This is a genomic window from Saccharopolyspora hirsuta, assembly GCF_008630535.1.
Lineage (GTDB): Bacteria > Actinomycetota > Actinomycetes > Mycobacteriales > Pseudonocardiaceae > Saccharopolyspora > Saccharopolyspora hirsuta.
The window spans coordinates 356,686-382,779 of record NZ_VWPH01000007.1 but is presented as its reverse complement, the minus strand read 5'-3'; the positions used below and the strand labels follow the sequence as shown (position 1 = coordinate 382,779).

Annotated in this window: 23 protein-coding genes and 1 tRNA gene; 15 read left to right on the top strand and 9 right to left on the bottom strand. The window is 70.1% G+C overall.

Annotated elements, in window-relative coordinates:
- The first annotated feature begins 152 nt into the window (after positions 1 to 152).
- A complete protein-coding gene (locus tag F1721_RS17565) occupies positions 153 to 1,448 on the top strand; it encodes a S1C family serine protease (RefSeq protein ID WP_150067767.1) in 1,296 nt (431 codons plus the stop codon).
- 62 nt (positions 1,449 to 1,510) lie between these two features.
- On the opposite strand, the gene F1721_RS17560 is transcribed toward F1721_RS17565, so the two are convergent.
- The 4 genes from F1721_RS17560 to F1721_RS17545 form a co-directional block, all read right to left on the bottom strand.
- Positions 1,511 to 2,116, bottom strand: coding sequence for a GTP-binding protein (locus tag F1721_RS17560; RefSeq protein WP_150067766.1), 606 nt, complete (start codon positions 2,114 to 2,116; stop codon positions 1,511 to 1,513).
- A 69-nt stretch (positions 2,117 to 2,185) separates the two neighbouring features.
- The gene (locus F1721_RS17555; protein WP_150067765.1) at positions 2,186 to 2,767 is read right to left on the bottom strand and encodes a DUF742 domain-containing protein; all 582 of its coding nucleotides are present in this window, start codon (positions 2,765 to 2,767) and stop codon (positions 2,186 to 2,188) included.
- A 7-nt stretch (positions 2,768 to 2,774) separates the two neighbouring features.
- Positions 2,775 to 3,215 carry a roadblock/LC7 domain-containing protein gene (locus tag F1721_RS17550; RefSeq protein WP_150067764.1) on the bottom strand — a complete coding sequence of 147 codons (441 nt, stop codon included), beginning with the start codon at positions 3,213 to 3,215 and terminating at the stop codon, positions 2,775 to 2,777.
- 34 nt (positions 3,216 to 3,249) lie between these two features.
- A complete protein-coding gene (locus tag F1721_RS17545; protein ID WP_150067763.1) occupies positions 3,250 to 6,183 on the bottom strand; it encodes a sensor histidine kinase in 2,934 nt (977 codons plus the stop codon).
- An 802-nt stretch (positions 6,184 to 6,985) separates the two neighbouring features.
- On the opposite strand from F1721_RS17545, the gene F1721_RS17540 reads away from it, so the two are divergent.
- The 4 genes from F1721_RS17540 to F1721_RS17525 all read left to right on the top strand — a co-directional run bounded on the left by F1721_RS17540 (position 6,986) and on the right by F1721_RS17525 (position 10,455).
- Entirely contained in the window at positions 6,986 to 7,399 is a 414-nt protein-coding gene (locus F1721_RS17540; protein WP_150067762.1) for a DUF485 domain-containing protein, read from the top strand.
- Positions 7,396 to 8,964 (top strand): solute symporter family protein, encoded by a 1,569-nt coding sequence (locus F1721_RS17535; RefSeq protein ID WP_150067761.1) that lies wholly within the window; start codon positions 7,396 to 7,398, stop codon positions 8,962 to 8,964. The genes F1721_RS17540 and F1721_RS17535 overlap by 4 nt, the downstream gene beginning before the upstream one ends.
- Before the next feature lie 169 nt (positions 8,965 to 9,133).
- Positions 9,134 to 9,742 (top strand): TetR/AcrR family transcriptional regulator, encoded by a 609-nt coding sequence (locus F1721_RS17530; protein WP_246155083.1) that lies wholly within the window; start codon positions 9,134 to 9,136, stop codon positions 9,740 to 9,742.
- A gap of 116 nt (positions 9,743 to 9,858) precedes the next feature.
- Entirely contained in the window at positions 9,859 to 10,455 is a 597-nt protein-coding gene (locus tag F1721_RS17525) for a hypothetical protein (protein WP_246155080.1), read from the top strand.
- On the opposite strand, the gene F1721_RS17520 is transcribed toward F1721_RS17525, so the two are convergent.
- Positions 10,452 to 10,994, bottom strand: coding sequence for a MarR family winged helix-turn-helix transcriptional regulator (locus F1721_RS17520; protein WP_246155077.1), 543 nt, complete (start codon positions 10,992 to 10,994; stop codon positions 10,452 to 10,454). The genes F1721_RS17525 and F1721_RS17520 overlap by 4 nt on opposite strands.
- 58 nt (positions 10,995 to 11,052) lie before the next feature.
- Here F1721_RS17520 and F1721_RS17515 point away from each other — a divergent pair, with 58 nt between their 5' ends.
- Entirely contained in the window at positions 11,053 to 11,772 is a 720-nt protein-coding gene (locus tag F1721_RS17515) for an SDR family NAD(P)-dependent oxidoreductase (protein WP_150067757.1), read from the top strand.
- Positions 11,773 to 11,835: 63 nt separating this feature from the next.
- Here F1721_RS17515 and F1721_RS17510 read toward each other — a convergent pair.
- Positions 11,836 to 11,908 (bottom strand) — tRNA-Arg (locus F1721_RS17510).
- 194 nt (positions 11,909 to 12,102) lie between these two features.
- Here F1721_RS17510 and F1721_RS17505 point away from each other — a divergent pair.
- Positions 12,103 to 13,020 (top strand): cation diffusion facilitator family transporter, encoded by a 918-nt coding sequence (locus F1721_RS17505; RefSeq protein ID WP_150067756.1) that lies wholly within the window; start codon positions 12,103 to 12,105, stop codon positions 13,018 to 13,020.
- Between the two features lie 39 nt (positions 13,021 to 13,059).
- Here the strand turns inward: F1721_RS17505 and F1721_RS17500 are convergent, their stop codons facing one another.
- Positions 13,060 to 13,716, bottom strand: coding sequence for a DUF305 domain-containing protein (locus F1721_RS17500; protein ID WP_150067755.1), 657 nt, complete (start codon positions 13,714 to 13,716; stop codon positions 13,060 to 13,062).
- Positions 13,713 to 14,501, bottom strand: a complete 789-nt coding sequence (locus F1721_RS17495) for a thioredoxin-like domain-containing protein (RefSeq protein WP_150067754.1) — start codon at positions 14,499 to 14,501, stop codon at positions 13,713 to 13,715. The genes F1721_RS17500 and F1721_RS17495 overlap by 4 nt, the downstream gene beginning before the upstream one ends.
- Before the next feature lie 213 nt (positions 14,502 to 14,714).
- Between F1721_RS17495 and argS the strand changes: the two genes are divergently transcribed.
- The 6 genes from argS (at position 14,715) to rho (ending at position 23,742) form a co-directional block, all read left to right on the top strand.
- Positions 14,715 to 16,376: an arginine--tRNA ligase gene (argS, locus tag F1721_RS17490; RefSeq protein WP_150067753.1), complete on the top strand. Its 1,662-nt coding sequence runs from the start codon at positions 14,715 to 14,717 to the stop codon at positions 16,374 to 16,376.
- Positions 16,377 to 16,445: 69 nt separating this feature from the next.
- Entirely contained in the window at positions 16,446 to 17,864 is a 1,419-nt protein-coding gene (lysA, locus tag F1721_RS17485; RefSeq protein WP_150067752.1) for a diaminopimelate decarboxylase, read from the top strand.
- Entirely contained in the window at positions 17,865 to 19,169 is a 1,305-nt protein-coding gene (locus F1721_RS17480) for a homoserine dehydrogenase (RefSeq protein ID WP_150067751.1), read from the top strand.
- Positions 19,166 to 20,248, top strand: coding sequence for a threonine synthase (gene thrC, locus F1721_RS17475; protein WP_211840503.1), 1,083 nt, complete (start codon positions 19,166 to 19,168; stop codon positions 20,246 to 20,248). The genes F1721_RS17480 and thrC overlap by 4 nt, the downstream gene beginning before the upstream one ends.
- Positions 20,245 to 21,159 (top strand): homoserine kinase, encoded by a 915-nt coding sequence (gene thrB / locus F1721_RS17470; protein ID WP_150067750.1) that lies wholly within the window; start codon positions 20,245 to 20,247, stop codon positions 21,157 to 21,159. The genes thrC and thrB overlap by 4 nt, the downstream gene beginning before the upstream one ends.
- A 738-nt stretch (positions 21,160 to 21,897) precedes the next feature.
- Positions 21,898 to 23,742, top strand: a complete 1,845-nt coding sequence (gene rho, locus F1721_RS17465) for a transcription termination factor Rho (protein ID WP_150067749.1) — start codon at positions 21,898 to 21,900, stop codon at positions 23,740 to 23,742.
- Between the two features lie 144 nt (positions 23,743 to 23,886).
- Here rho and F1721_RS17460 read toward each other — a convergent pair whose 3' ends face one another.
- Positions 23,887 to 24,288, bottom strand: a complete 402-nt coding sequence (locus F1721_RS17460; protein ID WP_150067748.1) for a hypothetical protein — start codon at positions 24,286 to 24,288, stop codon at positions 23,887 to 23,889.
- 267 nt (positions 24,289 to 24,555) lie between these two features.
- Between F1721_RS17460 and rpmE the strand changes: the two genes are divergently transcribed.
- Both rpmE and prfA read left to right on the top strand, forming a co-directional pair.
- Entirely contained in the window at positions 24,556 to 24,768 is a 213-nt protein-coding gene (gene rpmE, locus F1721_RS17455; protein ID WP_150067747.1) for a 50S ribosomal protein L31, read from the top strand.
- A gap of 98 nt (positions 24,769 to 24,866) precedes the next feature.
- Positions 24,867 to 25,934: a peptide chain release factor 1 gene (gene prfA / locus F1721_RS17450; RefSeq protein WP_150067746.1), complete on the top strand. Its 1,068-nt coding sequence runs from the start codon at positions 24,867 to 24,869 to the stop codon at positions 25,932 to 25,934.
- Positions 25,935 to 26,094 lie beyond the last annotated feature (160 nt).

Genomic DNA, 26,094 nt, shown 5'->3' with positions numbered 1-26,094 from the left:
CGTTCGGTGGGGTATGGGGCGAGCATGGGAACTTTCCTCTCACCCGGATGGCAGGAAGGTTCCCATGCTCGTGGTCGCCGCGGGTGGGCATTTGATGGCAATCAACAGCTGAAGCCAAGGTGGTTCTCAGGTTCGCGGAGCACGCTCGGTGCATGACGATGAGCAGAGGCACCGGCGACGCGCCGGGATACGGCGGTGCTGAGCACAACTCCGCCCAGAGAACTGAACCCGTTGCTGGCTACGAGGCCGACCCGGCGACTCGCCCGATCCACGGCGTTTCCGGAGGACAGCCGCGGACCGCTGAACGTCGACGTTGGGGTGGGCTCGTGGCGGTCGCGCTCGTCGCTGGTGTGGTCGGAGGCGGCGTCGGGTTGGGCGGGGGAATGCTGCTCGCGGATTCCGGCAGCCCAGCACCCGTGCTTTCCCAGCGCGATCCTGTGACCGGAACTCAGGTGAACGCTCAGGCGGGTTCCGTGCAGTTCGCGGCGAGCAAGACTTCGGCGAGTACGGTCGACATCGCCGTTCGCTCAGGTCGCAGTGCCACTGAAGGGACCGGCGTTGTCCTGACACCTGACGGGTACGTGTTGACCAACAACCACGTGGTCGAAAGCGGCGGTCAGATCAGCGTCACGCTCTCGGACGGCACGGTCAAGAGCGCGCAAGTCGTCGGGACATCGCCGTCCTACGACCTGGCTGTGATCAAGCTGGACGGCGCTTCCGGCCTCACTCCCGCCGAGCTCGGCAAGTCCTCCGCTCTGGTCGTCGGACAGCAAGTGGTTGCTATCGGGTCCCCGCTCGGACTGGAGGGAACCGTCACCTCAGGCATCGTCAGCGCCTTGAACCGCACAGTGGAGGCCAAGGGCGACAGCGGGCAGTCCGTCATCTACAACGGCATCCAGACCGATGCGTCGATCAACTCGGGAAACTCGGGAGGACCGCTGGTCAACCTGGACGGCCAGGTGATCGGCATCAACTCCGCGATCCTCTCCAGCGGCCAGAACTCGGGAAACATCGGTTTGGGGTTCGCAATCCCGATCGACACCGCCAGCCGCGTCGCCAACGAGCTCATCAAGAACGGCGTGGCGACCAAACCCCAGTTGGGGATCGCTGGCACCGACAGCAGCGCAGGCGGGGCAATGGTCAGCACTGTCGTGCCCGGCTCGGCAGCCGAACAGGCAGGCATCAAGACAGGCGAAACGATTGCGAAGGTCAACGGGCGAAGCGTCAGCAGCTTCGCCGACCTCGTGGCTCAGATCAGCGCCAACGCACCGGGCTCGAAGGTCGCTCTCACCGTGACCGACTCCCAGGGAAGCAACCCGCGTGAAGTCGAGGTCACCTTGGGCAGCCAGCAGGACAAGGCTCCGCAAACCACGGGCCAATTCGACTCCGGCTACGAGCAGCAGGACCCGTTCGGCTTGCCCTACGGCTCGGTTCCCGGTGGGCGCTGACCGTGGGCGAGTATGGGAACCTTCCTGGCAAATGACAGGAAGGTTCCCATGCTGTCAGCCGGTCAGGCGGTGCGTTGGAGCCACCACTTCATGGCGTACTCGACGAGGGTGATGAGCGCCTGCTTGGTGGAGGCGCGGTTGCGGGCGTCGCAGGTGACGATCGGCACGTCCGCTGGGATCGCGATCGCCTCGCGAACTTCTTCGATGCGGTGGCGCAGCATGCCGTCGAAGCAGTTCAGGCCGACGATGTAGGGCAGCTGGCGGTCTTCGAAGAAGTCGATGGCCGAGAAGCAGTCCGCCAGTCGCCGGGTGTCCACGAGCACCACGGCACCGATCGCACCGCGCACCAGGTCGTCCCACATGAACCAGAACCGCTGCTGGCCGGGCGTCCCGAACAGGTAGAGGATCAGGTCGGTGTCGAGGGAGAGCCGACCGAAGTCCATCGCCACCGTGGTGGTGTTCTTGTTCGGGGTGGCCTGCAGGTCGTCGATGCCGCTGCTTGCCTCGGTCATCACGGCCTCGGTGGTCAGGGGCACGATTTCCGACACCGACCCGACGAACGTCGTCTTGCCGACGCCGAAGCCTCCGGCGACGACGATCTTCGCCGAGGTCGCGGTTGTGGGCCTGGTGGTGGGGTGCCCAGGTCGGGATCGCGTTTCGGGGGTCATTTCTGCCAACCTCAGTTGTCGAGTCGAGCTGGTGTCCTGCGCTGCGCCGCGAGGCCCGCGCTGGAGAGGTCAGAGCCGACGGAGACCGCTCAGAACCCTCTCCATCAACATGAAGTGCGATGTGGTGCCGGATTCGCTGACCGTGTGGTGCACCGTGACCAGCCCCAAGTCGGCCATGTCGCCGAGCAGGACTTTCGCCACGCCCAGGGGGACCCCGAGCAGCGCTCCGACCTCGGCCACCGATCGGGGGTGCCGGCAGATCTCAGCGATCGAGTGGTGCTCGATCCGCTGCAACCGGCTCGGGTGGCAGAACTCGCTGGTCGAGACGAGCGTTTCCAGCTCCAACCGGTGGTTCGAGCGAGTTCGCCCGCCAGTCCAGGCGTACGGCCGGATGTAGGTCGCGGTGCCTTCTTCCTGGGCTGGTTCTGCTGTTTCCGGTGCTTCGTCGGCTTCCTGCGGCCAGGGCGGTTCCGGCACGGGGAGCTGTGCCGGGTCTTGCTGCTCCGCTTGCTCACGCGCGCGCTTGCGCCGGCGGCCGCGTCGCCCGCTGTCGAGGGTGAACCGGTTGAAGACCTCGGCCAAGGCGTCCGCCTCGGGTGACTCGTGGTCGCCCCAATGGTGTCGCCCGGATGATTCCGGACCTGTGCTCATGCCGTCCTCACACCGACTGGCCGGTCATCACCCGACTCGTTCCTTGAAGCTGGGAGCGCAGCTCGGGGGTCAGGATCTGTCCGACTCGTTCGACCAGCAATGCCATCTCGTAGGCGATGAGGCCCATGTCGCAGTGCGGTGCGGCGAGCACGGTGAGACATGAGCCGTCGCTGATCGCCATCTGCAGCATGAGGCCGCGCTCCATCTCGACCACGGTCTCGCTCACCGTCCCGGCCTCGAAGCACCGGGCTGCTCCTTGGGTGAGGCTGAGCAGCCCGGATGCGACCGCGGCGAGCTGGTCAGCGCGGTCGGTGGGAAGTTTCGCCGACGCGGTCAGCAGCAGGCCGTCCGCCGAGACGACCACGGCGTGCGCCACGCCGGGGACTCGCTCGGTGAAGTCGGTGACCAGCCAGCCGAACTGGCTCGGTTGGGAGTTGTTCGCATTCATTGGCGTTTCCTGTCCTCCTCACTGACGCGGGTTGTCACAGTCGTTCGTCGGCCGAACGCTGCGGGTCGCGGAGGCTGTGCTTCCCCTCGCGGAGCCCGCGTTGGAAGCTGGCCAGCCGGCCGCGCATCAAGTCGGCGTCGCGGCGAGGCTGGGCCGCCTCGGTGACTGTTCCCGGTAGTAGTTGGGTTCTGGGGACCCGCCGGGGGAGACCGGCGGGGGTGTGGTCGAGGGCCTCCTGACCGCTCGTGGGCGCGGGGGTTTCCGCATCGTTTTCCGACGCGGATGCCTGCTCGTCCTGAGCGGGGGCGTGCGCTGCGGAGTTCTGCGGCTCCGCTTGCTGGCGGTGCCGACCGCGGCGGAGTCCGGCCTGGAAGCTGGCCAGCCGACCGCGTGCGACGTCCGGGTCGCGAGTCGGCCGCGGCCGTTCTCCACCGGAGGTCTCCGCACTGCCCGCGATCAGATTCGCCTGCGGAATCCGCAGCGGAAGCCCGGCCGAGGTGTGGCTGGTCGGTTCCGCGGACGCGACTTCCTGCGCGCGCTGCCGGGCTTCGTCGCTGGCGAAGGACCAGACCCGCCCGTTCCTGCTGCCGTTGTGCGTCGAGTGCGAGGAAGGGAACTTTCCTGTCGGGGCGGGTGACAGGAAGGTTCCCATGCTCTCCTCACCGGGCGGGGGCCAGTGGGGGGTGGTGTGGTCGGTGGTGGGGGTTGCCTGGAACCAGGCCGAGGCGAGGTTGTCGAAGATCGGGGTCGGGGCCCCGGCACCGTTGGTGGGGGCGTCCGGCTGGGGGGTCTCCTGGGTGTTGGACAGGTCGCGCTGTTCCGGGACCGGTTCGGCGGGGTCGCGCGGTGGGCGGAGCAGGTGGTAGCCGTTGCGGATGGGGCTCGCCGCGTCCTGTTCCGCCGCTTCCCAGTCGAATTCCTCGACCAGGGTGTCGCTCGTGCGCTCGTGGTGGGTCGCGGCTCCGTTGGTCCTCGGCTTCGGCAGGCTCGCCGCGTCCGCGAGCAGCTCCGGCCCGATGGTCACCGCTGCGCGCACGCCCGTTCCTTCAGCGCCCGGGTGGAGTTGGACGTGGATGCCGTGGCGGGCCGCGAGGCGGCCGACCACGAACAGGCCCATGCGCCGGGAGGTGGACAGCGTGAGCTCACCGTCGGTGGCCAGTCGTTCGTTGGTGGCCGCGCGGTCGGCTTCGCTCATGCCGATGCCCCGGTCGACGATGTCGATGACCAGGGCGCCGTCGCCGCGCCGGTGGCCGGAGACGGTCACCTGGGTTTGGGGTGCGGAGAAGTTCGCCGCGTTGTCCAGGAGTTCGGCGAGCAGCCGCACCAGGTCGCTGGCCGCGTAGCCGACGACCTTGACGTCGGGCAGCGGCTGGACGATCACCCGCGGGTAGTGCTCGATCTCGGAGACCGCGGCGCGGACCAGGTCGGCCGGGCTGGTCGGTTGGGTGAAGCGGCGGGCCAGGTCGGTTCCGGAGAGCACCATCAGGTTCTCGTTGTTGCGGCGCATCCGGGTGGCCAGGTGGTCCAGCTGGAACAGGGTGGCCAGCTGGTCGGGGTCCTCCTCGTCCCGCTCGAGCTGCTCGAACAGGCGGAGCTGCCGTTCCAGCAGGCTTTGGCTGCGGCGCGAGACGTTGACGAAGGAGTCGCTGTAGCTGCGGCGCAGTTCGGCCTGCTCGGTGGCGAGGTTGACCGCTTGGGTGTGCACGTCGTCGAAGGCGCGCGCCACGTCGCCGATCTCGTCGGCGGTGTTCACCGGGACCTGCTCGACCGGGGTTTGCGGGGCGTGCCCGGCGCGGATGTCGGCGACCGCGTTCGGCAGCTGGTGGTTGGCGGTGTCCAGCGCGCTGCGCCGCAGCAGGTCCAGGGAACCGAGCAGGTGGCGGGCGACGACCACCACGATCGCGCCGGCGATCAGCAACGCGGTCAGCAGGATCACGGACTCGAAGCCGGCGAGGTTGCTGGCGGTGTCCTGCAGGTCGAACGCGGTCTCGTGCAGTTGCCGGTCGAGCTGGGCGCCCAGGCCGCCGAGCGCGTTCAACGCGTTGTGCGACTGCTCGTGCCAGGTCGCGGGCGAGACCAGGGCCGAGGAGAGCTGGGCCCGCGCGTTGTTGCGCTCGGCCATCGCCAGCTGCACCGAGGTCTCCCGCGCCGGGAAGCGGGGGTCGGCGTAGAGCTGGTCGTAGGAGATGCGGTTCGGCAGGGAGGCTGCTGCGCGGAACTCCTTGACGGCCGCGCTGCGCCGGGACTCGCTGGAGTCCAGCTGGGTGAGGTTGTCGTCGCTGAACTTGCCGCGGGTCAGGCCGGTGAGCACCAGCGCCTGCTGGAGCTGGACCTCCTCCCGGATCTTGGCGAGTTCGTGCGCGCTGGTCGCGGGCGACACCAGTTCCGCGGACGAGATCTGGCTGAGCAGGGTGCGGTCCAGGGAGAGCAGGTCACCGCTGACCTCGGTGTAGGCCTGGATCGCCTCGTCGGGGTCGATCTGGCTCCTGAGCACCCGGTTCCGCGTCGGGGCGAGCTCGGCGACCTGCCGGTTCGTCTCCTGCCGGGCCAAGCGCACCGCGTCGCTGTCGGGGGCGGCGCTCAGGGCGTTGCGGGCGGTTTCGAGCGCGCGGTCGGTGGTGGCCATCCGGTCCCGGACCTGCTGCTCGGAAGTGCGTCCGCGCACCAGGAAGTCGGTGGCTGCGGTGCGTTCCCACTGCAGGTCCTGGACCGCGGTGCGCACCGCGGTGCCCGCGGTGACGATGCGGTCCATCGCGGCGTACTCGTCGGCCTGGGCGATCTGGCCGCGGATCTGCAGCACCCCCAGCACGAGCGCGAAGATCACCGGGACGAGCACGACGGCGCCGATCTTGATCGGGAGCTTCCAATCGCGCCACTCGGTGATCCGTGCGGCGACCTTCGTGGTGGCGCGCGGCCACGTGGACGCCCGTGACACGTGCGTGGGCGTGTCCTCGAGTCCGCTGCTCACGACGCAGTCCTTTCCCGCGCCGTCGGGTGCTTCGTCAGGCGACGGCGCGTTCGTGTGGTGGGCAGGCTGCGCCGTCGGTGGGGGTGTGCGGCGGGTTCTCGATGGCTGGCGGCGCTGCCTGCGTTCGGGGTTTTCGCGGGTGGCCGGTGCGGTCTTCGACGTCGGCGTCCGGGCAGCCTGCGATGGTTTCGGGGTATCGCGGCTGGTATCGGGTGTGTTGGCGCCGATCGTCGGTGGCAGAACACTACCGCATTCGGACGATCTTCCGTTGTGCGCGAATTTGGTTGCCTGACCAGCGAATACGGCCGAATCAAGATCGTTTGTCCGGTGCTGGCGCGGATTGTGAACACTGATCGTGTCCACTTCTGTGGTGCGCCCAAGTGCTTTAGTCACCCGATAGGTAGACATCGTGGGCTGGGTGGTTCTCTGCGGCTCCCGGGTGTGCCGGATTTCGGCCGTGTGCTCGGAGAGTTGCTGCTGTCCTGCTGTAATGCAGCTCGTAGCACGGGTTTTGCGCGTTGATCAACGGGATCCGAGGCTGTCGATCTTCAGGTTGGGCGAAATTTTGACCACATACCGTGATCGAAGAATTCATCAATGTGTGTGCTGTGTCGTTGTGAGGGTCTGCGGTCGCCGATTCGCTGGCTAGACTTCCGCCCCGGTTGGCATCGCGGGCAGTGCGGTCGCCGAGCCCCGGTTTCGCGGACTCCGCGAACTCGCGGGCGCGGTCGACGAACGTGGGGGGACTTCGAAACGTCGGTGGAAAACCCGTTCCCGCGCGCAGATCTGCTTGGAAGGACGAATGCCCAACGCACCCCACCTGCCGCAGGTGCCGCCCGCCGCACCGGCGGCCACCTTCGGTCAGATCGACAAGTCCGCCGCCCGGTCGACCCGGCCCACCGGTCCTCCCGACTACCTCGAGATCGCACAACGCCCCGAGTTCCACGAGGTGCGATCGCGGCTGCGCCGCTTCATCTTCCCGATGAGCGCGGCGTTCCTGATCTGGTACCTCGGCTACGTGGTGCTGGCCGCCTACGCGCCGGAGTTCATGAGCATCCGCCTGGTCGGTGAGATCAACGTCGGGTTGGTGATGGGCGTCGGCCAGTTCGCCACCACGATCCTGATCATCGCCCTGTACCTGCGCTACGCCGCGCGCCACGTCGACCCGCGGGTGCGCGCGCTGCACCAGGACGTCACCGGGGAGGAACCGCGATGATCGGCGCCAACCCGGTGCTCAACATGAGCATCTTCGGCGTGTTCGTGCTGATCACGCTGTACGTGGTGTACCGCGTGAGCAGCACCGGCACCGCCTCCGACTACTTCGCCGCGGGCGGCAGGTTCACCGGCGCGCAGAACGGCATCGCGCTGTCCGGCGACTACCTGTCGGCGGCGTCCTTCCTGGGCATCGCCGGGGCCATCGCGGTCTACGGCTACGACGGCTTCCTGTACTCCATCGGCTTCCTGGTGGGCTGGTTGGTGAACCTGCTGCTGGTCGCCGAGCTCCTGCGCAACACCGGTCGCTTCACCATGGGCGACGTGCTCAGCTTCCGGATGCAGCAGCGCCCGGTGCGCGCCGCCGCGGCGGTGTCCACGCTGGTGATCTCGTTCGTCTACATGATCGCCCAGATGGCTGGCGCGGGGAGCCTCGTCGCGCTGCTGCTGGACGTGCACAGCTCCAGCGGGCAGGCGCTGGTGATCGCCGCCGTCGGCCTGGTCATGGTGGTGTACGTGCTGGTCGGCGGGATGAAGGGCACCACCTGGGTGCAGATCATCAAGGCCGGGATGCTGATCCTCTGCGCGGCGATGCTGACCCTGTTCCTGCTGGGCAAGTTCGGCTACAGCATGACCTCGCTGATGCAGCGCGCGGCCGAGCGCAACCCGCTGGGGGACCAGATCTTCGCGCCGGGGGCCAAGTACGGCGAGAGCGCACTGACCAAACTGGACTTCGTGTCGCTGTCGCTGGCGCTGGTGCTCGGCACCGCCGGTCTGCCGCACGTGCTGATGCGCTTCTACACGGTCCCGAATGCGCTGCAGGCGCGGCGCTCGGTGGTGTGGGCGACCGTGACGATGGCCGGTTTCTACCTGTGCACCCTGGTCATCGGGTTCGGCGCGGGGGCGGTCAACGGCACCGAGGCGATCCTCGCGGCCCCCGGCGGGGAGAACTCGGCGGCGCCGCTGCTGGCCTTCCGGATCGGGGGAACGGTGCTGCTCGGGATCGTCGCGGCGGTGGCGTTCGCGACCATCCTCGCCGTGGTGGCGGGGCTGACGCTGACCGCCTCCGCGTCGTTCGCCCACGACGTGTACGCCAACGTGGTGAAGCGCGGGGCCGCGGACCCGGACTCCGAGGTCCGCGTCGCCCGGTGGACCGCGCTGGTGATCGGCGCCGCGTCGATCGTCGGCGGAATCCTGGTCAACGGCCAGAACATCGCGTTCCTGGTCGGCCTGGCGTTCGCCTTCGCCGCCTCGGCGAACCTGTCCACGCTGCTGTTCTCGCTGTTCTGGAAGCGGTTCAACACCCGCGGCACGCTGTGGGGCATCTACGGCGGCCTGTCGTCCTGCCTGGTGCTGGTCGTCTTCTCGCCGGTGGTGTCGGGTGCACCGGACTCGATCCTGCCGAACGCGGACTTCGCGTGGTTCCCGCTGAGCAACCCGGGTGTCGTGTCGATCCCGATCTCGTTCCTGTGCGGGGTCGTCGGCACCTTCCTCGGCGGCCCGCCGAGCAACCCGCGGCGCACCGCGGAGATGGAGGTCCGCTCGCTCACCGGCATCGGGTCGACCTGACCTGCGGTTGCGGGCGCTGGGTGACAGGAAGGTTCCCATGCTCGCAACCGGCCGGGCCTGGTGCGCGGTCTGCTCGCGGAGCCCGGAGGCGCGATGCCTCCGGGCTCCTCCCGTCGCGCGGTCGAAACTCTGTGGACCGGGTGGTCCACATCTGGCTATAGTGCGTGGCGTGGAGAAGCGGACCTTGCCCGCGGAGAGGTGGCGGGAGCTGGCGGCGACCGCTGTTTCGGAGTTCGCCGACGCCGGTTACGAGCGGGCTTCGCTGAACCGGGTGATCCGTGCGTGCGGGATGAGCAAGAGCTCGTTCTACTACTACTTCGAGTCCAAGCAGCAGCTGTTCGAGGCGGTGTTCGCGCACCTCGCGGGAACCATCGCCGGTGGTCTGGAGGTGCCCGAACCGGAGGACTTCCGCGCTGATTTCTGGGGTCTGGCCGGGCGGTTCCTGCAGCGCCTGGTGGTCGCGGCCGAGCAGGATCCGCTGTTCGTCAACTTCGGCCGGATGTGCTACCTGTCGGACGTACCTGCTGGTCATGCGGGTGTTTCGGGGATGATGGCAGAGATCGACGACTGGCTGCAGCGGACTCTCGCGGTCGGTCGGTCCGCTGGTGCGGTGCGCTGCGACATCCCGTCCGGGCTTCAAGCTCGGATTGCCATCGCGGTTCTCCGCGAGTTCGACTCCTGGGCCTTGCAGAATCGGTCGGCTCTGGGCGCGGGCGAGCTTTCGGGGCTGGTGGAAGCTCAGCTCGGAGTGATGAAGCGAATGCTCGGGCCCGAATAGCGGGAATTTCCGCTCTCATCGTTTTCGGGGTGAAATCCCGGAGTGCTTGTGCTGCCCGAAAGAGGTGTGCGATGCCGGTGGAATCCGATGAATCGAGAATGCCGGATGGATTGGTCGTGGAGTGGAGGATCCCGCCGACTCCACGCGGGGTGGCAGGCGCGTTGCGGCGGTTCCTCGGCCCGGGGCGCACTCGGGCGGAGAACGCGGTGGAGCTCGCCGGTCAACTGCTGAACATGGCGCTGCTGGTGCTGTGCATCGCGTGGTTCGAGGGCTGGGGCGGTTCGGTGCTGCAGGGCGTGGTCCTCGCGGTGATGGTGTTCGACTTGGTCGGAGGAGTGCTGACCAACGCGACCAATGCGGCCAAGCGCTGGTACCACCGCCCTGGGCCTGGGATGCGCGGCAAGAGGCTCCTCTTCATCGCCTCGCACCTGCTCTACCTGGTCGCAGTGGTCTTCGTGCTCGAAGCGGGCGGGTGGCCGTGGTTGCTGGTCAATGCGGCTCTGCTGCTGACCGGTGCGGTGCTCGTCGAGGTGGCGCCGGTGGAGGTCAAGAGGCTCGCCGCCGTTGGCCTGTACTTGGCTGCGGTGCTGGTGAACCTGACGTGGTTGCCGCTGCCAGCCGCGCTCGCGTGGTTCCCGGTCCTGTTCTTCCTGAAGCTCCTCGTGTGCTTCATGGTTCCGGAGGCGCCGGTGTACCGGCGTGCAGCGGCCTAAGTGGACTCCGGGTTTCTCGCGCTGAGCGAAGTTTCGAGCTTGGTGAGGACGCGGGAGAGGTACGCGTGGTCTTCATCCGTGAGCGTTTCGATCAGCTCCGCTTCGTGGTTGAGCAACTGCCGCACGGTGGACTCGATGAGGCGGTGCCCGGCGTCGGTCAACCGGACGGCGACGGCGCGGCGGGACGCCGACGACGGTGACCGGGCGACCAGTCCGGCCTGTTCGGCGCGGGCGATGCGCTGGGAGATGGCTCCGGCGGTGACCAGCGTTCGGCGGGTGATCTCGCGGGTGGTCAGCTCGTACGGCGGGCCGGAGCGGCGGATCACGCTGAGCAGGTCCAGCGTCGACGGGTCGATGCCCAGCCGTGCCAGGGTGCGTCGGCGTTCGTCGGCGAGGAGCTTCGCGATGCGCCAGATCGGCGTGATGATCTCGATGGACTCGGTGCGCGAACCGGGCAGCTCGCGGCGCCAGGCAGCGGCTATGTCGGCCGAGGGCCAGGTCGAGGTCGAACCGAGCGGATAGCTCTCGGCGTTGGACACCGCACACCTCCCAGCGCTACGTTTAGTGCTAAACGTAGCAGATTCCCGGGAGTGGGCAGTGAACCGAATCGTCCTCGTGACCGGCGGCAGCAGCGGCATCGGCAAGGCCGTGGCGAGCCGTTTCCGGGCCTCCGGCGACACCGTCGTCATCACTGGTCGCGGTGCCGAGCGGCTGGAATCCGCGGCTGCCGAGATCGACGCGCGGCCGATCGCCTGCGACGCCACGGATCCGCGGCAGGTGGCGGAGCTGGCGGCGGAGCTCGGCGACCACCTCGACGTGCTCGTCAACATGGCGGGCGGCAACACCGATCTGCTGCGCGACGAGGCTGCGAACCTGGAGCAGCTCGCTGAGGCGTGGCGGGCGAACCTGGACGCCAACCTGCTCAGCGCGGTGCTCACGACTGCCGCTGTGCTCGACAAGCTGCGTCCCGGCGGCACCATCGTCAACGTCGGCTCCATCGGTGCCGAGTACGCCTCGACGTCCTACGGCGCGGCGAAAGCCGCTCTCGCGGCTTGGAACGCGGGGCTGTCCTCGGAGGTCGGTCCGAAAGGGCTGACCGCGAATCTGATCGCGCCCGGCTACATCGAGGAGACGGAGTTCTTCCACGGCAAGCTCAGCGACCAGCGCCGGGCCGCGCTGATCGACGCGACCCACAACGGCCGTCCGGGGCGTCCGGGCGACGTCGCCGAGCTCGCGTTCTTCCTGGCGTCGGAGGGGGCTCGCCACCTCACCGGCCAGACCCTCCACGTGAACGGCGGTGCGCACACCACGCGGTGATGCTGGTGCGCAAAAAGCTCCGCCCCTGGTGGCGATCGCCGAACCAGGGTCGGAGCTTCTGTGCGCCCTCGGCAGGACTCGAACCTGCGACACCTGCCTCCGGAGGGCAGTGCTCTATCCGCTGAGCTACGAGGGCTTGTCGCTGCGGACGATCGTCAGCTTAGCGCACCCGCCGCGCGGTCCTCGGCGGGGGGTGCCGAACGCTGCGGGTCGGGAACGTGAGCATGGGAACCTTCCTGTCATCCTCCCGGCGTCGGCCCTGGTCGGCTTGACACGCCGATTCATGCATACTTCACTATGTATCGAGGTCGACCAGTCGTAGGAGGGTTGATGGGCCAGGGTCACGGGCACGGTTCCGCAGCCGACGCGGTCAGCGCATCCGGGCGCTACGTGCGGCGGCTCGCCATCTCGTTCGCGATCCTGCTCGCGTTCCTCGTGCTCGAAGCCGTCGTCGGGTTCCTGACGTCCTCGCTGGCGCTGCTGTCCGACGCCGGGCACATGCTCACCGACGTGCTCGGCGTGGGCATGGCGCTCGCCGCGATCACCGCTGCGCGCCGACCGGTGGGGGACAAGCGGACCTTCGGGCTCTACCGGATGGAGGTGCTGGCCGCGCTGGCCAACGCCGTGCTGCTGTTCGGCGTCGCGGCCTACATCCTCTACGAGTCGATCTCGCGGTTCCAGGATCCGCCGGAAGTCGCCGGGCTGCCGATGATGCTCACCGCCGCGGCCGGGCTGGGCGCCAACCTCGTGGTGTTCGCGCTGCTGCGCCAGGGCGCCAACGAGAGCCTGAACGTGCGCGGCGCCTACCTGGAAGTCCTCGCCGACACCCTCGGCTCGGTCGGGGTGCTCGTCGGCGGGCTGCTCACCTGGTTGTTCGGCTGGTACCTGGCGGACCCGATCGTGGCCGTCGGGGTCGGGCTGTTCGTGCTGCCGCGCACCTGGAAGCTCGCCCGCCAAGCGCTGCGGATCCTCGTCCAGCAGGCGCCCGAAGGCGTCGACGTGCGCGAGCTGCGCGCGGACCTGACCGCGCTGCCGTCGGTCACCGAGGTCCACGACCTGCACGTGTGGACCCTCACCTCCGGCATGGAGGTCGCCTCGGCGCACCTGACCACCGGTCCCGACGCGGACCACGGCGGGGTGCTGGTCGCCGCGCAGCGACTGCTCTCCGAGCGCTACCGCATCGACCACGCGACCCTGCAGGTCGAGCCCGCCGAGTGCGCCAAGCGCTGTCAGGCCCTGACCTGGTGATCTGCCGCGCCGGGTGACAGGAAGGTTCCCATCCTCACGTCACAGCGGCTGGGCGCCGCGCTGGGCGAGCATGGTGCGCATGAGCTCGCTCTCGCTGCTCTGCGAGCCGAGCATGTTCTTCGCCAGCTCGCGCACCGCCGGGATGGTCGCGTGGCGGGCGCCGTAGTCGGCCATCGGGGCGCCGCCCTCGTGGTGGCGCAGCATCAGCTGGAGGAAGTAGACGTCGAAGTCCGGGCCGCGCAGGTCCTGCAGGTGCGCCATCTCCGCGCTGCTGGCCATGCCGGGCATCAGGCCGCCGCCGCGGGACGGGCCGGTGGCGGCGGTGCCGTGGTCGTGGCCCTCGGCGGTCATCCACTCCATCAGCGGGCCGGTGGCCTGCGCCGGCTGGTGCCACAGGCTCAGCCAGCCCTGCATGCGGCCGATCTGGTCGCGCTGGTTGGTCTCGATGTCGAAGGCCAGCTGCCGCACCGCGACGTCGGCGGCGCGCTCGCGGGCCAGCGTGGCCATGGTCACCGCCTGCTGGTGGTGCACGGTCATGTCCTGCGCGAAGCCGACGTCGACCGGCGTCGGTTCCGGTTCGGCGCGGTCGAAGGACGGCACCCGGATCAGCAGTCCGAGCGCCGCCCCGAGCAGCAGCAGCGCGAGCGCCGCCGCGACCGCTACGAAGATCCGCGCGGGTAGCGGGCGTGCCGTCACGGCTGGCCCATCTCACCGGTGGCGGTGTTCGCGCCGCGGCCGTCCATGGTGACCGCGTCCGGGCCGGGCGGGGTCGGGTCGAACTTCGGCGGGTTGTTCGTGTCGAACGCGCCCGGGTAGGCCTGGCAGGAGCCGCCGATCTCGGGGTAGACGCCGTTGTTGTTCAGCCGCAGCGCGGTGATGAACTGGTCGATGCGCGGGTCGTCGGCGCTGTCCACCTTGAGCTGGTGGCCCCAGGACTGCAGCGAGATCGGGCTGTCCAGCCCCGGGTACGGCGACATCATCGTGTAGGGCTTGCCGTCGACGCGGACCTTGAGCCGGTCCAGCCCGGCCTCGTCGACCTTGTCCGGGTTGTAGGCGATCCACACCGCGCCGTGCTCCAGCGAGTGGACCATGTTCTCGGTGCGCACCGCCTCCGGGTACACCACGCCGGTGCAGTCCGCCCAGATGCCGTCGTGCGGACCGCCGAACGGCGGGGAGTGGTCGTAGGCGACCCGCTGCACCGGGCTGACGTGCAGCTGGCCCGGGTACTCGACGACGGTGACCCCGGGGATCTTCTTGGACGGGTCGGGGTTCTCGGGGGACGGCTTGAACGGCTCCGACGCCTTCTCCGCCGCGGCCTGCGCCTGCCGGACGTCCTCGGTTTCCGAGTACCTCATGAACGCGAAGCCGAAGACCACGGCCGCGAACACCGCCACCACGGTGACGCCCGAGATCAGCATCCAGGGGATTTGCCGCTGGTGCACCACGGCGCCGCGCACCGCTTTGCTCTTCCTGTTCGCCATGCTGTTCGCAAACCTCGTCTCACCAAGAACCACCGGGGGATCCGGCCCGCCAGTGTAGAGATTGCCGACGCCGCGAGGAGCCTCTCGGCCAATGCTCGCCACCACACGTTCTCACACCGCTGTGACCGGGTGATCACGCGCCGTGGTCTTGCCTGCTGGGAAGTGGCCAACCCGTTGGCTGAGCAGCGCGGACGCTTCCTTAGACTGCATAAGGTGACTCCCGCCGCGCTCGCAGAACTGGTCCGCAACACCGCCGTCGAGGTGCTGTCCGCCAAGCAGCTGGACACCTCCGTGCTCCCCGAGGTGGTGACGGTCGAGCGACCCCGCAACCCGGAGCACGGCGACTACGCCACGAACCTCGCGATGCAGGTGGCCAAGAAGGCCGGGGTGGCGCCGCGCGACCTGGCGACCTGGCTGGCCGAGGCGCTGACCGGCAAGGACGGCATCGACTCGGTCGACGTCGCCGGTCCGGGCTTCCTGAACCTGCGGCTGGCCGCCGACGCGCAGGGCCAGATCGTGCGCGAGGTCATCACCCGCGCCGCCGAGTACGGCAACGGCGACCGCTACGCCGGGCTGAAGGTGAACCTGGAGTTCGTCTCGGCCAACCCGACCGGCCCGATCCACCTGGGCGGCACCCGGTGGGCGGCGGTCGGCGACGCGCTCGGCCGGGTGCTGACCGCGCAGGGCGCCGAGGTGACCCGCGAGTACTACTTCAACGACGCCGGGGCGCAGATCGACCGGTTCGTGCGGTCGCTGATCGCCGCCGCGAAGGGCGAGCCCGCCCCGGAGGACGGCTACGGCGGTGCCTACATCGCCGACATCGCCGCCGAGGTGCTCAAGGCCGAGCCGACCGCGCTGGAGCAGCCCGAGGAGGAGCGGCACGAGACCTTCCGGCGGATCGGCGTCGGGCTGATGTTCGCCGAGATCAAGCAGAGCCTGCACGAGTTCGGCACCGACTTCGACGTGTTCTTCCACGAGGACTCGCTGCACACCTCCGGTGCGGTGGCCGAGGCGCTGGAGGCGCTGAAGAAGTCCGGCCACGTGTACTTCGCCGACGGCGCCTGGTGGCTGCGCTCCACCGAGTTCGGCGACGACAAGGACCGGGTCGTCATCAAGAGCGACGGCGCGCCCGCCTACATCGCCGGTGACGTCGCCTACCTGCTGGACAAGCGCAACCGCGGCTTCGAGCTGTGCATCTACATGCTGGGCGCCGACCACCACGGCTACATCGCCCGGCTCAAGGCCGCCGCCGCGGCGCTGGGCGACGACCCGGCGGTGGTGGAGGTGCTCATCGGGCAGCTGGTGAACCTGGTGCGCGACGGCAAACCGGTGCGGATGAGCAAGCGCGCGGGCACCGTGGTCACCCTGGAGGACCTGGTGGAGGCGGTCGGCGTGGACGCCGCCCGCTACTCGCTGATCCGGTCCTCGGTGGACTCCGCGGTGGACATCGACCTCGACCTGATCAGCAAGCGCACCAACGAGAACCCGGTGTTCTACGTCCAGTACGCGCACGCCCGGCTGTCGTCGCTGCAGCGCAACGCGGCCTCCTTGGGCATCGAGCGCGGTCCGGTGGAGAATGCGGACCTGTCGCTGCTCACCCACGAACGCGAGGGCGACCTGATCCGCACCCTCGGCGAGTTCCCGCGCGTGGTGAACTCGGCCGCCCAGCTGCGCGAACCGCACCGGGTGGCCCGCTACCTGGAGGACGTGGCCAGCGCGTACCACAAGTTCTACGACGCTTGCCGCGTGCTGCAGCCCGGTGACGACCAGGCCAGCGCGCTGACCGTCGCGCGGCTGCAGCTGTGCGAGGCGACCCGCCAGGTCATCGCCAACGGCTTGGGGCTGCTGGGCGTCAGCGCACCCGAGCAGATGTGACATCGCGGCGGGCCGTCCCGCCGCACACGAATCGCCTGTCCAGCGGCAGGCTGCGCGAAGGAGCTCTAGATGCGCGCCCATCCCGCCGGGCCCCGGCACGCCGACGTCGTGCCGCCCGGCAACACCGCGGGACCGGTTCCGGCCACCGCTGACGACGTCGACCGCCTGCACCCGCTGGTGTGGCCGCGCAACAGCGAGCGCGGCTCCGACGGCGTCGTGCGGGTCGGCGGCCTCGACGTCCGAGACCTGGCGGAGCGCTTCGGCACCCCGCTGTTCGTGCTGGACGAGGACGACTTCCGGTCCCGCTGCCGCGACTACGCCGAGGCCTTCGGCGACCCGGCCGCGGTGCACTACGCCTCGAAGGCGTTCCTGTGCACCGAGGTGGCCCGCTGGGTCGCCGAGGAGGGGCTGAGCCTGGACGTGTGCAGCGGCGGCGAGCTGGCCGTGGCGCTGCGCGCCGGGTTCCCGGCCGAGCGGATCACCTTCCACGGCAACAACAAGTCGGTGGCCGAGCTGACCGCGGCGGTGGAGGCCGGGGTCGGGTCGGTGGTGCTGGACTCGTTCCACGAGATCGCCCGGCTGGAGCACATCGCCGCCGAGCGGGGGGTGCAGCAGCACGTGCTGGTGCGCGTCACCGTCGGCGTGGAGGCGCACACCCACGAGTTCATCGCCACCGCGCACGAGGACCAGAAGTTCGGCTTCTCGCTGGCCGGCGGGCAGGCCGCGGAGGCCGTGCACCGGGTGCTCAAGGCCGGTTCGCTGGTGCTGGCCGGGCTGCACAGCCACATCGGTTCGCAGATCTTCGACGTGGACGGCTTCGAGCTGGCCGCGCACCGGGTGGTGCGGCTGCTGGCCGACCTGCGCGCCGAGCACGGCGCCGACGCGCTGGCCAGTGCGTCCACTGTGGACCTCGGTGGCGGGTTGGGCATCGCCTACACCGGCGACGACGACCCGCTGCCGCCGGACCAGCTGGCCACCCGGCTGCGCGAGATCGTCGGCAAGGAGGCCGACAACGCGGGCATCCCGGTGCCCAAGATCGCCGTGGAGCCCGGTCGCGCGATCGTCGGCCCCGGCATGGTCACCGTCTACGAGGTCGGCACCATCAAGGACGTCGCGCTGGGCGCCGAGGTGCACCGCAAGTACGTCAGCGTGGACGGCGGCATGAGCGACAACATCCGCACCTCGCTCTACGACGCGGTCTACGACTGCCGGCTGGTGTCCCGCAGCGCCGAAGCACCCCCCGCGCTGTCCCGCATCGTGGGCAAGCACTGTGAATCCGGTGACGTAGTGGTGCGCGACTGCTGGCTCCCGGAGGACATTGCTCCAGGAGACCTGCTCGCAGTGGCCGCCACCGGCGCCTACTGCTACGTGATGGCGAGCAACTACAACCGCCTGCCCAAGCCGCCCGTGGTGGCGGTGCGCGATGGTCAGGCGCGGTTGCTGCTGCGCAGGGAGACCGAGGACGACCTGCTCCGGCTGGAGGTGTGAGTGAACCAGGACCGTGCACCGATCCGGGTCGCGCTGTTGGGGTGCGGCACCGTCGGTACCGAGGTGCTGCGCCTGCTGCACGACCAACCCGACGAGTTCGCCGCTCGGACCGGGGCTCCGATGCTGGTCACCGGGGTCGCGGTGCGCCGCCCGCACAAGCACCCCGAGGTGCCCGAGCACCTGCTCACCACCGACGCGCAGGCGCTGGTGGAGGGTGACGTCGACGTCGTGGTGGAGCTGATCGGCGGCATCGAACCGGCCCGCTCCCTGCTGCTGACCGCGCTGCGGTCCGGCAAGTCGGTGGTGACCGCGAACAAGGCGCTGCTGGCCGAGCACGGCTCCGAGCTCTACGCCGCCGCGGACGCCTCCGGCGCCGACATCTACTTCGAGGCGGCGGTCGCGGGGGCCATCCCGCTGCTGAGGCCGCTGCGCGAGTCGCTGGCCGGGGACCGGATCAACCGGGTCATGGGCATCGTCAACGGCACCACGAACTTCATCCTGTCGGCGATGGACTCCACCGGGGCCGGTTACGCCGAGACGCTGGACGAGGCCGGTCGCCTGGGCTACGCCGAGGCGGACCCGACCGCGGACGTGGACGGCTTCGACGCCGCCGCGAAGGCCGCCATCCTCGCCTCGCTGGCGTTCCACACCAGGGTCACCGCCAGCGACGTGCACCGCGAGGGCATCTCGGCTGTCACGCCCGGCGACATCGCCGCGGCGCGCACCCTGGACCGGACGGTGAAGCTGCTGGCGATCTGCGAGCGGGTGGTCGACGAGGACGGCACCGAGTCGGTGTCGGCGCGCGTGCACCCCGCGATGATCCCGCGCAGCCACCCGCTGGCCGGGGTCGGCGACGCCTTCAACGCGGTGTTCGTGGAGGCGGAGGCGGCCGGGCAGCTGATGTTCTACGGCCAGGGCGCCGGGGGAGCGCCGACCGCCAGCGCCGTGCTGGGCGACCTGGTCGCGGTCGCCCGCAACCTGGTCGTGGCGGGCAAGGGGCCCCGGGAGTCGGCGCACGCGCAGCTGCCGGTGCGCCCGATGGGCAAGACCCCGACCCGCTACCACATCAGCCTCGACGTGGCGGACAAGGCGGGCGTGCTCTCGCAGGTCGCGGCCATGTTCAACGAGCACGACGTGAGCATCTCGGTGGTGCGTCAGCAGGGGCGCGGCGAGGAGGCCAGCCTGGTGGTGGTCACCCACACCGCCCCCGACGCCGCACTGAGGTCCACAGTGGACAAGATCGCGCAGCTACCGGTGGTGCGCGAGGTGGTCAGCGTGATGCGTGTGGAAGGTGAACCGTCTTGACGAACATTCAGGGTGCAGCGGTGCGGGCCGGTTGGCCCGGCCTGATCGAGGCCTACCGGGACCGGGTGCCGGTCCCGGAGGGGGCGCGCATCGTGACCCTGCAGGAGGGCAACACCCCGCTGGTGCCCGCGCACCACCTGTCCGAGCTGACCGGCAGCACCGTCTACCTGAAGGTCGAGGGCGCCAACCCGACCGGCTCGTTCAAGGACCGCGGCATGACCGTGGCCATCACGCACGCGCTGGCCGAGGGCAGCAAGGCGGTCATCTGCGCCTCCACCGGCAACACCTCGGCCTCGGCCGCCGCCTACGCGGCGCGCGCCGGGCTGACCTCGGCGGTGCTGGTGCCGCAGGGCAAGATCGCGCTGGGCAAGCTCGCCCAGGCCGTGGTGCACGGCGCGAAGATCCTGCAGGTGCAGGGCAACTTCGACGACTGCCTGGAGCTGGCCCGCAAGACCGCCGCGGAGCACCCGGTGACCCTGGTCAACTCGGTCAACCCGGTGCGCCTGGAGGGGCAGAAGACCGCGGCGTTCGAGATCTGCGACGTGCTCGGCCGGGCCCCGGACGTGCACTGCCTGCCGGTCGGCAACGCGGGCAACATCACCGCCTACTGGAAGGGCTACACCGAGTACGCGGGCGACGGCGTCATCGAGCGCACCCCGCGGATGTTCGGCTTCCAGGCGGCCGGGGCCGCGCCGCTGGTGCACGGCCAGCCGGTGGCGAACCCGGAGACCATCGCGACCGCGATCCGCGTCGGCAGCCCGGCGTCCTGGCGCGGCGCGGCCGACGCCAAGGACGCCTCCGGCGGCCTGTTCGCCGCGGTCACCGACGAGGAGATCCTGGCCGCCTACCGGCTGCTGGCCTCCCGCGAGGGCGTGTTCGTGGAGCCCGCCTCGGCCTCCAGCGTCGCCGGGCTGCTGGCCACCGCAGCCGACGGTCGGCTGCCCGCCGGTTCGGTGGTGGTCTGCACCGTCACCGGGCACGGCCTGAAGGACCCGGACACCGCGCTGTCCGGCATGGTCGAGGTCGAGCCGCTGCCGGTCGACCCGGGCGCGGTCGCCACCGCGCTGGAACTCGCATGACCGGCTTGCCGGTTTCGGCCGTCCGGGTGAAAGTTCCGGCGTCCACCGCGAACCTCGGTTCCGGGTTCGACGCGCTGGGCATGGCGTTGTCCTTGCACGACAACGTCTCCGTCCAGGTGGTGGACGGGCCCGCGGGTTCGGCGAGCGTGCAGGTCGAGGGGGAGGGCGCCGGTTCGGTTCCCACCGACGAGCGTCACCTGGTGGTGCGAGTCATCCACAAGACCTTGGCGGAGCTGGGTTTCCCCGCGCCCGCGCTGCGGTTGCACTGCGAGAACAGCATTCCGCACGCCCGCGGTCTCGGCTCCTCGGCGGCGGCCATCGTCGCCGGGGTCGCCGCGGGCTTCGGGCTCGCCGGAATCGACTTGCGGGACAAGGAGAACTCCGACCGGGCGCTGGACATGGCCGCGGCGCGGGAGGGGCACGCGGACAACGCGGCGGCCAGCCTGCTCGGCGGATTCGTGGTGGCCTGGCGGGAATCCGGCCGGTTCCGCGCGGTCCGGATGCAACCGCACCCGGACGTGTCACCGATCGCCCTCGTCCCCCGGGCGGAGTCATCGACCGACGCCACCCGCGGCCTGCTGCCGGAACGCGTTCCGCACGCCGACGCCGCGTTCGCGGCCGGTCGAGCGGCGCTGGCGGTGCACGCGGTGACCCGCGCGCCCGAACTGCTGCTGGCCGCCACCGAGGACCGGCTGCACCAGGACTACCGCGAGTCGGCGTGGCCGGACACGGTCGCACTGGTCCGCCAGCTGCGCGAGGCGGGCGTGGCGGCGGCGGTCTCGGGCGCGGGCCCGACCGTGCTGGCGCTGCCGGTCGGCGGCGAGCTGCCCGCCGGGATTGCGCCGAACGGGTTCCGCGCGCTGCGCCTCCCGGTCGATGATGCGGGCGTGCAGATCACCTCGCAGGCCTGACGCCGGGGCGGTGGACCGGGCGGGAAAGCCCAGTTCACCGCCCCGCGGCACCGAGCCCGCCGGGGAGTGGTACAAAGGAGGTGTCGCCGGTGGCGAGCAGCGGGATCGCTGGGAGGCCGTCGACGACGCGATCTGAAAGGGCGTGCCACACGCCCAGGGGGTTGTTGCACCTGAACTACGGGGCGTCTACCCTCAAGGTCAATCAGTCACCGCGCCCAGGGTGCCGGTGCCGTATCCGGAACATCGTTTTCCGGAGCGCATCTCCCGCCGTGAATTGAACTCCACCCGCCACGGGTGAAGATCAACTTAGGCGGGGTTCGGCGATCGCGGTGACCGAGGCAGGAGTTGTCAACTCAATTGAGTTCGCTTCGGGGCGATCGGCGGTGCGCGTCGTTGCCGTTGTCGGGGTGGGGGCCTTAAGTTCCAGGATGTGGTCCCCGAGCAAGCATCCGGGGCGCCAACACATGAGTCGGGGATTCCTGGAATGAGGCGGCAGGGCGTGCATCGGCACGTGTGGATCGGAGTGGATGCGTCGCACATGGACCACGCGAGCCGGGTGCCTCCCACTGCCCGGTGCTGCTGGTTCCCGAGCCAACGCCGAATTCGGTCGTGCCACGTGCGCGGAAGGTTGCCGATCGGCGAGAGAGCTGGTAGCACACACCGGCCGCCCGCACTCCAGAGCGGGCGGGCAATCCGCTGGGCCGCGTAGGAGGCGCGGTCCGGTCAGGAAGGACATTCGTGAGCAACACCGAACTGTTGAGCAGCGAGGCGGCCAACGGCGCCTCTCCCGCTGGCCAGCAGGATTCCGAGGCCAACGGCACCCCGCGTCGACGTGGTGGGCTTTCCGGCATGGTTCTCGCCGAACTGCGCCAACTCGCGGGGGAACTGGGGATCGAGACCGGCGGCCTGCGCAAGGGCGACCTGATCGCCGCCATCAAGGAGAAGCAGGGCGGCACCACCGCGCCGCGCACCCGCTCCACCAAGAAGGGGTCGACCCGCAGCACCGAGGAGGCCCCTGCGGCCAAGGCGCACCAGCCCGCCCTCGACGAGGCCGACACCGCGCCCGCTGCGCGCGAGGCCAGCGCTGAGCAGAGCACCAACGGTGCCGCTCCGGCCCGCACCCGCTCCCGGCGGCAGCAGCCCGCCGAGACCAGCGGCGAGGGCGAGGACAACCGGCGCGGCGGCAACCGCCGACGCCGCTCGTCCAGCCGCACCGGTGCCGAGTCGGGCGGTGCCGAGGAGCAGCGCGGCGAGCGCAAGCAGGACAACCGCCAGGAGCGCGACGGCAACCGCCAGGAGCAGCGCCAGGACAACCGCCAGGACCGGGACAACCGCCAGGACGAGGACGACGAGGGCGGTCGTCGGGGTCGTGGCCGCCGGTTCCGGGACCGCCGCCGCAACCGCGGCCGCGGCGAGGGCGGCGAGCCCGAGGTCCGCGAGGACGACGTGCTGCTGCCCGTCGCGGGCATCCTGGACGTGCTGGAGAACTACGCGTTCGTGCGCACCTCCGGCTACCTCGCCGGACCGAACGACGTCTACGTCTCGCTGTCGCTGGTCCGCAAGTACGGCCTGCGCCGCGGTGACGCGATCAAGGGCGTCATCCGGCAGCCGCGGGAGGGCGAGCAGCAGCGGCAGAAGTTCAACCCGCTGGTGCGGGTGGACTCGATCAACGGCCTGGAGCCGGACGCGGCCAAGAACCGCCCCGAGTTCCACAAGCTGACCCCGCTGTACCCGAACGAGCGGCTGCGCCTCGAGACCGAGCCGCAGAACCTGACCGGGCGCATCATCGACCTGGTGATGCCGGTCGGCAAGGGGCAGCGCGCGCTGATCGTCTCGCCGCCGAAGGCCGGTAAGACGATGGTGCTGCAGGCGATCGCCAACGCGATCACCACCAACAACCCCGAGTGCCACCTGATGGTCGTCCTCGCCGACGAGCGTCCGGAAGAGGTCACCGACATGCAGCGCTCGGTGAAGGGCGAGGTCATCGCCTCGACCTTCGACCGGCCGCCGTCGGACCACACCACGGTCGCCGAGCTGTCCATCGAACGGGCCAAGCGGCTCGTCGAGATGGGCCACGACGTGGTCGTCCTGCTGGACTCGATCACCCGACTGGGCCGCGCCTACAACCTGGCGGCCCCGGCGTCCGGGCGCATCCTGTCCGGTGGTGTGGACTCGACCGCGCTGTACCCGCCGAAGCGGTTCCTCGGCGCGGCCCGCAACATCGAGAACGGCGGCTCGCTGACCATCTTCGCCACCGCCCTGGTGGAGACCGGCTCCACCATGGACACGGTGATCTTCGAGGAGTTCAAGGGCACCGGCAACGCCGAGCTCAAGCTGGACCGCAAGCTGGCCGACAAGCGCCTGTTCCCGGCGGTCGACGTGGACTCCTCCAGCACCCGGAAGGACGAGATCCTGCTCTCGCCCGACGAGCTGGCGGTCACCCACAAGCTGCGCCGAGTGCTCGCCGCGCTCGACTCGCAGCAGGCGCTGGAGCTCCTGCAGGACCGGCTGCGCAAGTCGCGCACCAACATCGAGTTCCTGATGCAGGTCGCCAAGACCACGCCGGGCAAGGACGACGACTGATCTGGTCGCCGCCCCGCTCGACCGCGGAGGGCCCGCACCCATCACCCGGGTGCGGGCCCTCCCGCATCTCCGGGGCGCTGAGGTGAGCATGGGAACCTTCCTGCCACCCGGATGACAGGAAGGTTCCCATGCTCGCAGCCGGGGTCAGGCGTGCGAGCACTCCGCGTGGTCGTGGTAGGCGCGGACCAGCATGGTGGCCAGCAGCGCGACGGAGACCGGGCCCACCACGAGCGCGGCCAGCAGCGGTACCCGCAGCCCGTCGGCGGCCAGGGCGCAGCCCACCATCAGCAGCGGGTAGGCGAACCGCAGGACGCTCCGCTGCCACCGCGCCCGCCAGCGGACGTGACCGGCGCTGACCGCGGCCAGCGCGGCGGCGAAGCCGAACAGCAGCGGCGCGGAGAGGTCCAGGTCCTGGTCCAGCGCCGGGTGCTGCTGGAGCAGCAGGCTCAGCAGCGCCGCCACCCAGCCGGCGCTGCCGAGGAACAGGAGCGGGAGCAGCAGCCACGACCGGACCGCGAGCCTCCCCAACACCGAGCACAGCAGCACGCGTAGAGGATGAACGGCGACCGCCGCCGTCGGCACCCTTCGCCGCGGTCCGCGCGCCGGGCGGTGGGTTTCGTGCGTTGGGCGGTTGCGGAGCGGGCTGAACGGTGCTCGGAATACCCGGGCGGTCAGCCGCGTTGCAGCAGCCGGACCGCCCTGCGGTGCAGGTCACGAGCTGCGGTCTGGCAGAATGCAAGGCTGATTCCGGCTCCGGTTCACCGCGCGGCAGCGGCCGCGTGGACCCGGCGGCCAAGTAGAGAGGACGAGCCGTTGAAGAGTGGCATTCACCCCGAGTACGTGGTGACGCAGGTCAACTGCGGTTGTGGCAACAGCTTCACCACCCACAGCACCCGCACCAGTGGCCAGATCACCGTTGAGGTGTGCTCCAACTGCCACCCGTTCTACACGGGCAAGCAGAAGATCCTGGACACCGGCGGTCGCGTGGCCCGCTTCGAGGCCCGCTACGGCAAGCGCAAGAAGTAGCTGCGGCGACGGCGCCCGCCCCGCGAACCGCGTGGGGCGGGCGCCGTGTCTTGTTCAGGCCGTCCGTTGTCCGCACCGCCAGTGAAGAGGGTCGCCCAGTGGAGACGTCGAAGCTCGAATCGCTGCTCGCCGAGTACCAGGAGCTGGAGCAGCGGCTGGCCGATCCCGGCGTGCACGCCGACCAGGCGAAGGCCCGCAAGCTCGGCCGCCGCTACGCGGAGCTGACCCCGATCGTGCGCACCGCGCGGGAGCTGGACCAGGCGCGGTCCGACCTGGAGGCCGCCCGGGAGTTCGCCGCGGAGGACGCCGCGTTCGCCGAGGAGGCCGAGCGGCTGGCCGAGCAGTTGCCCGCGCTGGAGGCCAAGCTCACCGAGCTGCTGCTGCCGCGCGACCCGCACGACGGTTCCGACGTGCTGCTGGAGGTCAAGTCGGGCGAGGGCGGCGAGGAGTCCGCGCTGTTCGCCGGTGACCTGCTGCGCATGTACCTGCGGTTCGCCGAGCGCCGGGGCTGGCGGGCCGAGGTGCTCGACGCCACCGAGTCGGACCTCGGCGGCTACAAGGACGCCACCGTCGCCATCAAGGCCAAGGCGGGCGACACCAGCCCCGACGGGGTGTGGTCGCAGCTGAAGTTCGAGGGCGGCGTGCACCGCGTGCAGCGGGTGCCGGTGACCGAGTCGCAGGGCCGGGTGCACACCTCCGCGGCCGGGGTGCTGGTGTACCCGGAGCCCGAGGAGGTCGAGGTCGAGGTCGACGAGAAGGACCTGCGCATCGACGTCTACCGGTCCTCCGGGCCCGGTGGGCAGAGCGTGAACACCACCGACTCGGCGGTGCGGGTCACCCACCTGCCGACGGGCATCGTGGTGTCCTGCCAGAACGAGAAGTCGCAGCTGCAGAACAAGCAGCGCGCCATCCTGGTGCTCAAAGCCCGCCTGCAGGCCCTCGCGGAGGAGGAGGCCGAGCGGGAGGCCTCCGAGGCGCGGCGCAGCCAGGTGCGCACGGTGGACCGCTCGGAGCGGATCCGCACCTACAACTTCCCGGAGAACCGGATCTCCGACCACCGGGTCAACTACAAGGCCTACAACCTGGACCACGTCCTCGACGGCGACCTGGACGCGGTGATCGCCGCCCTGATCGCCGCCGATCGCCAAGAACGCCTCGCGCTTTGAAGCCTGTCTGGCGAACTCGTCTTGCGCGGCGGTGCGGGTAGCGGAACCTCAGCGCCCGCCTGGCTGCGGGTGCCCAGCCTGATGTATGGCCAATCCACGGCGGCTGGGCCGTCCTCGCCAGGCGAACGCTGAGAACCCGCGGCGGTGCCGGTTGCGGGGT

Coding starts and splice junctions, on each gene's coding strand:
- F1721_RS17565 (WP_150067767.1), top strand. CDS start 153: ATGACGATGAGCAGAGGCACCGGCGACGCGCCGGGATACGGCGGTGCT.
- F1721_RS17560 (WP_150067766.1), bottom strand. CDS start 2,116: ATGACCCCCGAAACGCGATCCCGACCTGGGCACCCCACCACCAGGCCC.
- F1721_RS17555 (WP_150067765.1), bottom strand. CDS start 2,767: ATGAGCACAGGTCCGGAATCATCCGGGCGACACCATTGGGGCGACCAC.
- F1721_RS17550 (WP_150067764.1), bottom strand. CDS start 3,215: ATGAATGCGAACAACTCCCAACCGAGCCAGTTCGGCTGGCTGGTCACC.
- F1721_RS17540 (WP_150067762.1), top strand. CDS start 6,986: ATGCCCAACGCACCCCACCTGCCGCAGGTGCCGCCCGCCGCACCGGCG.
- F1721_RS17535 (WP_150067761.1), top strand. CDS start 7,396: ATGATCGGCGCCAACCCGGTGCTCAACATGAGCATCTTCGGCGTGTTC.
- F1721_RS17505 (WP_150067756.1), top strand. CDS start 12,103: ATGGGCCAGGGTCACGGGCACGGTTCCGCAGCCGACGCGGTCAGCGCA.
- F1721_RS17495 (WP_150067754.1), bottom strand. CDS start 14,501: ATGGCGAACAGGAAGAGCAAAGCGGTGCGCGGCGCCGTGGTGCACCAG.
- lysA (WP_150067752.1), top strand. CDS start 16,446: ATGCGCGCCCATCCCGCCGGGCCCCGGCACGCCGACGTCGTGCCGCCC.
- thrB (WP_150067750.1), top strand. CDS start 20,245: ATGACCGGCTTGCCGGTTTCGGCCGTCCGGGTGAAAGTTCCGGCGTCC.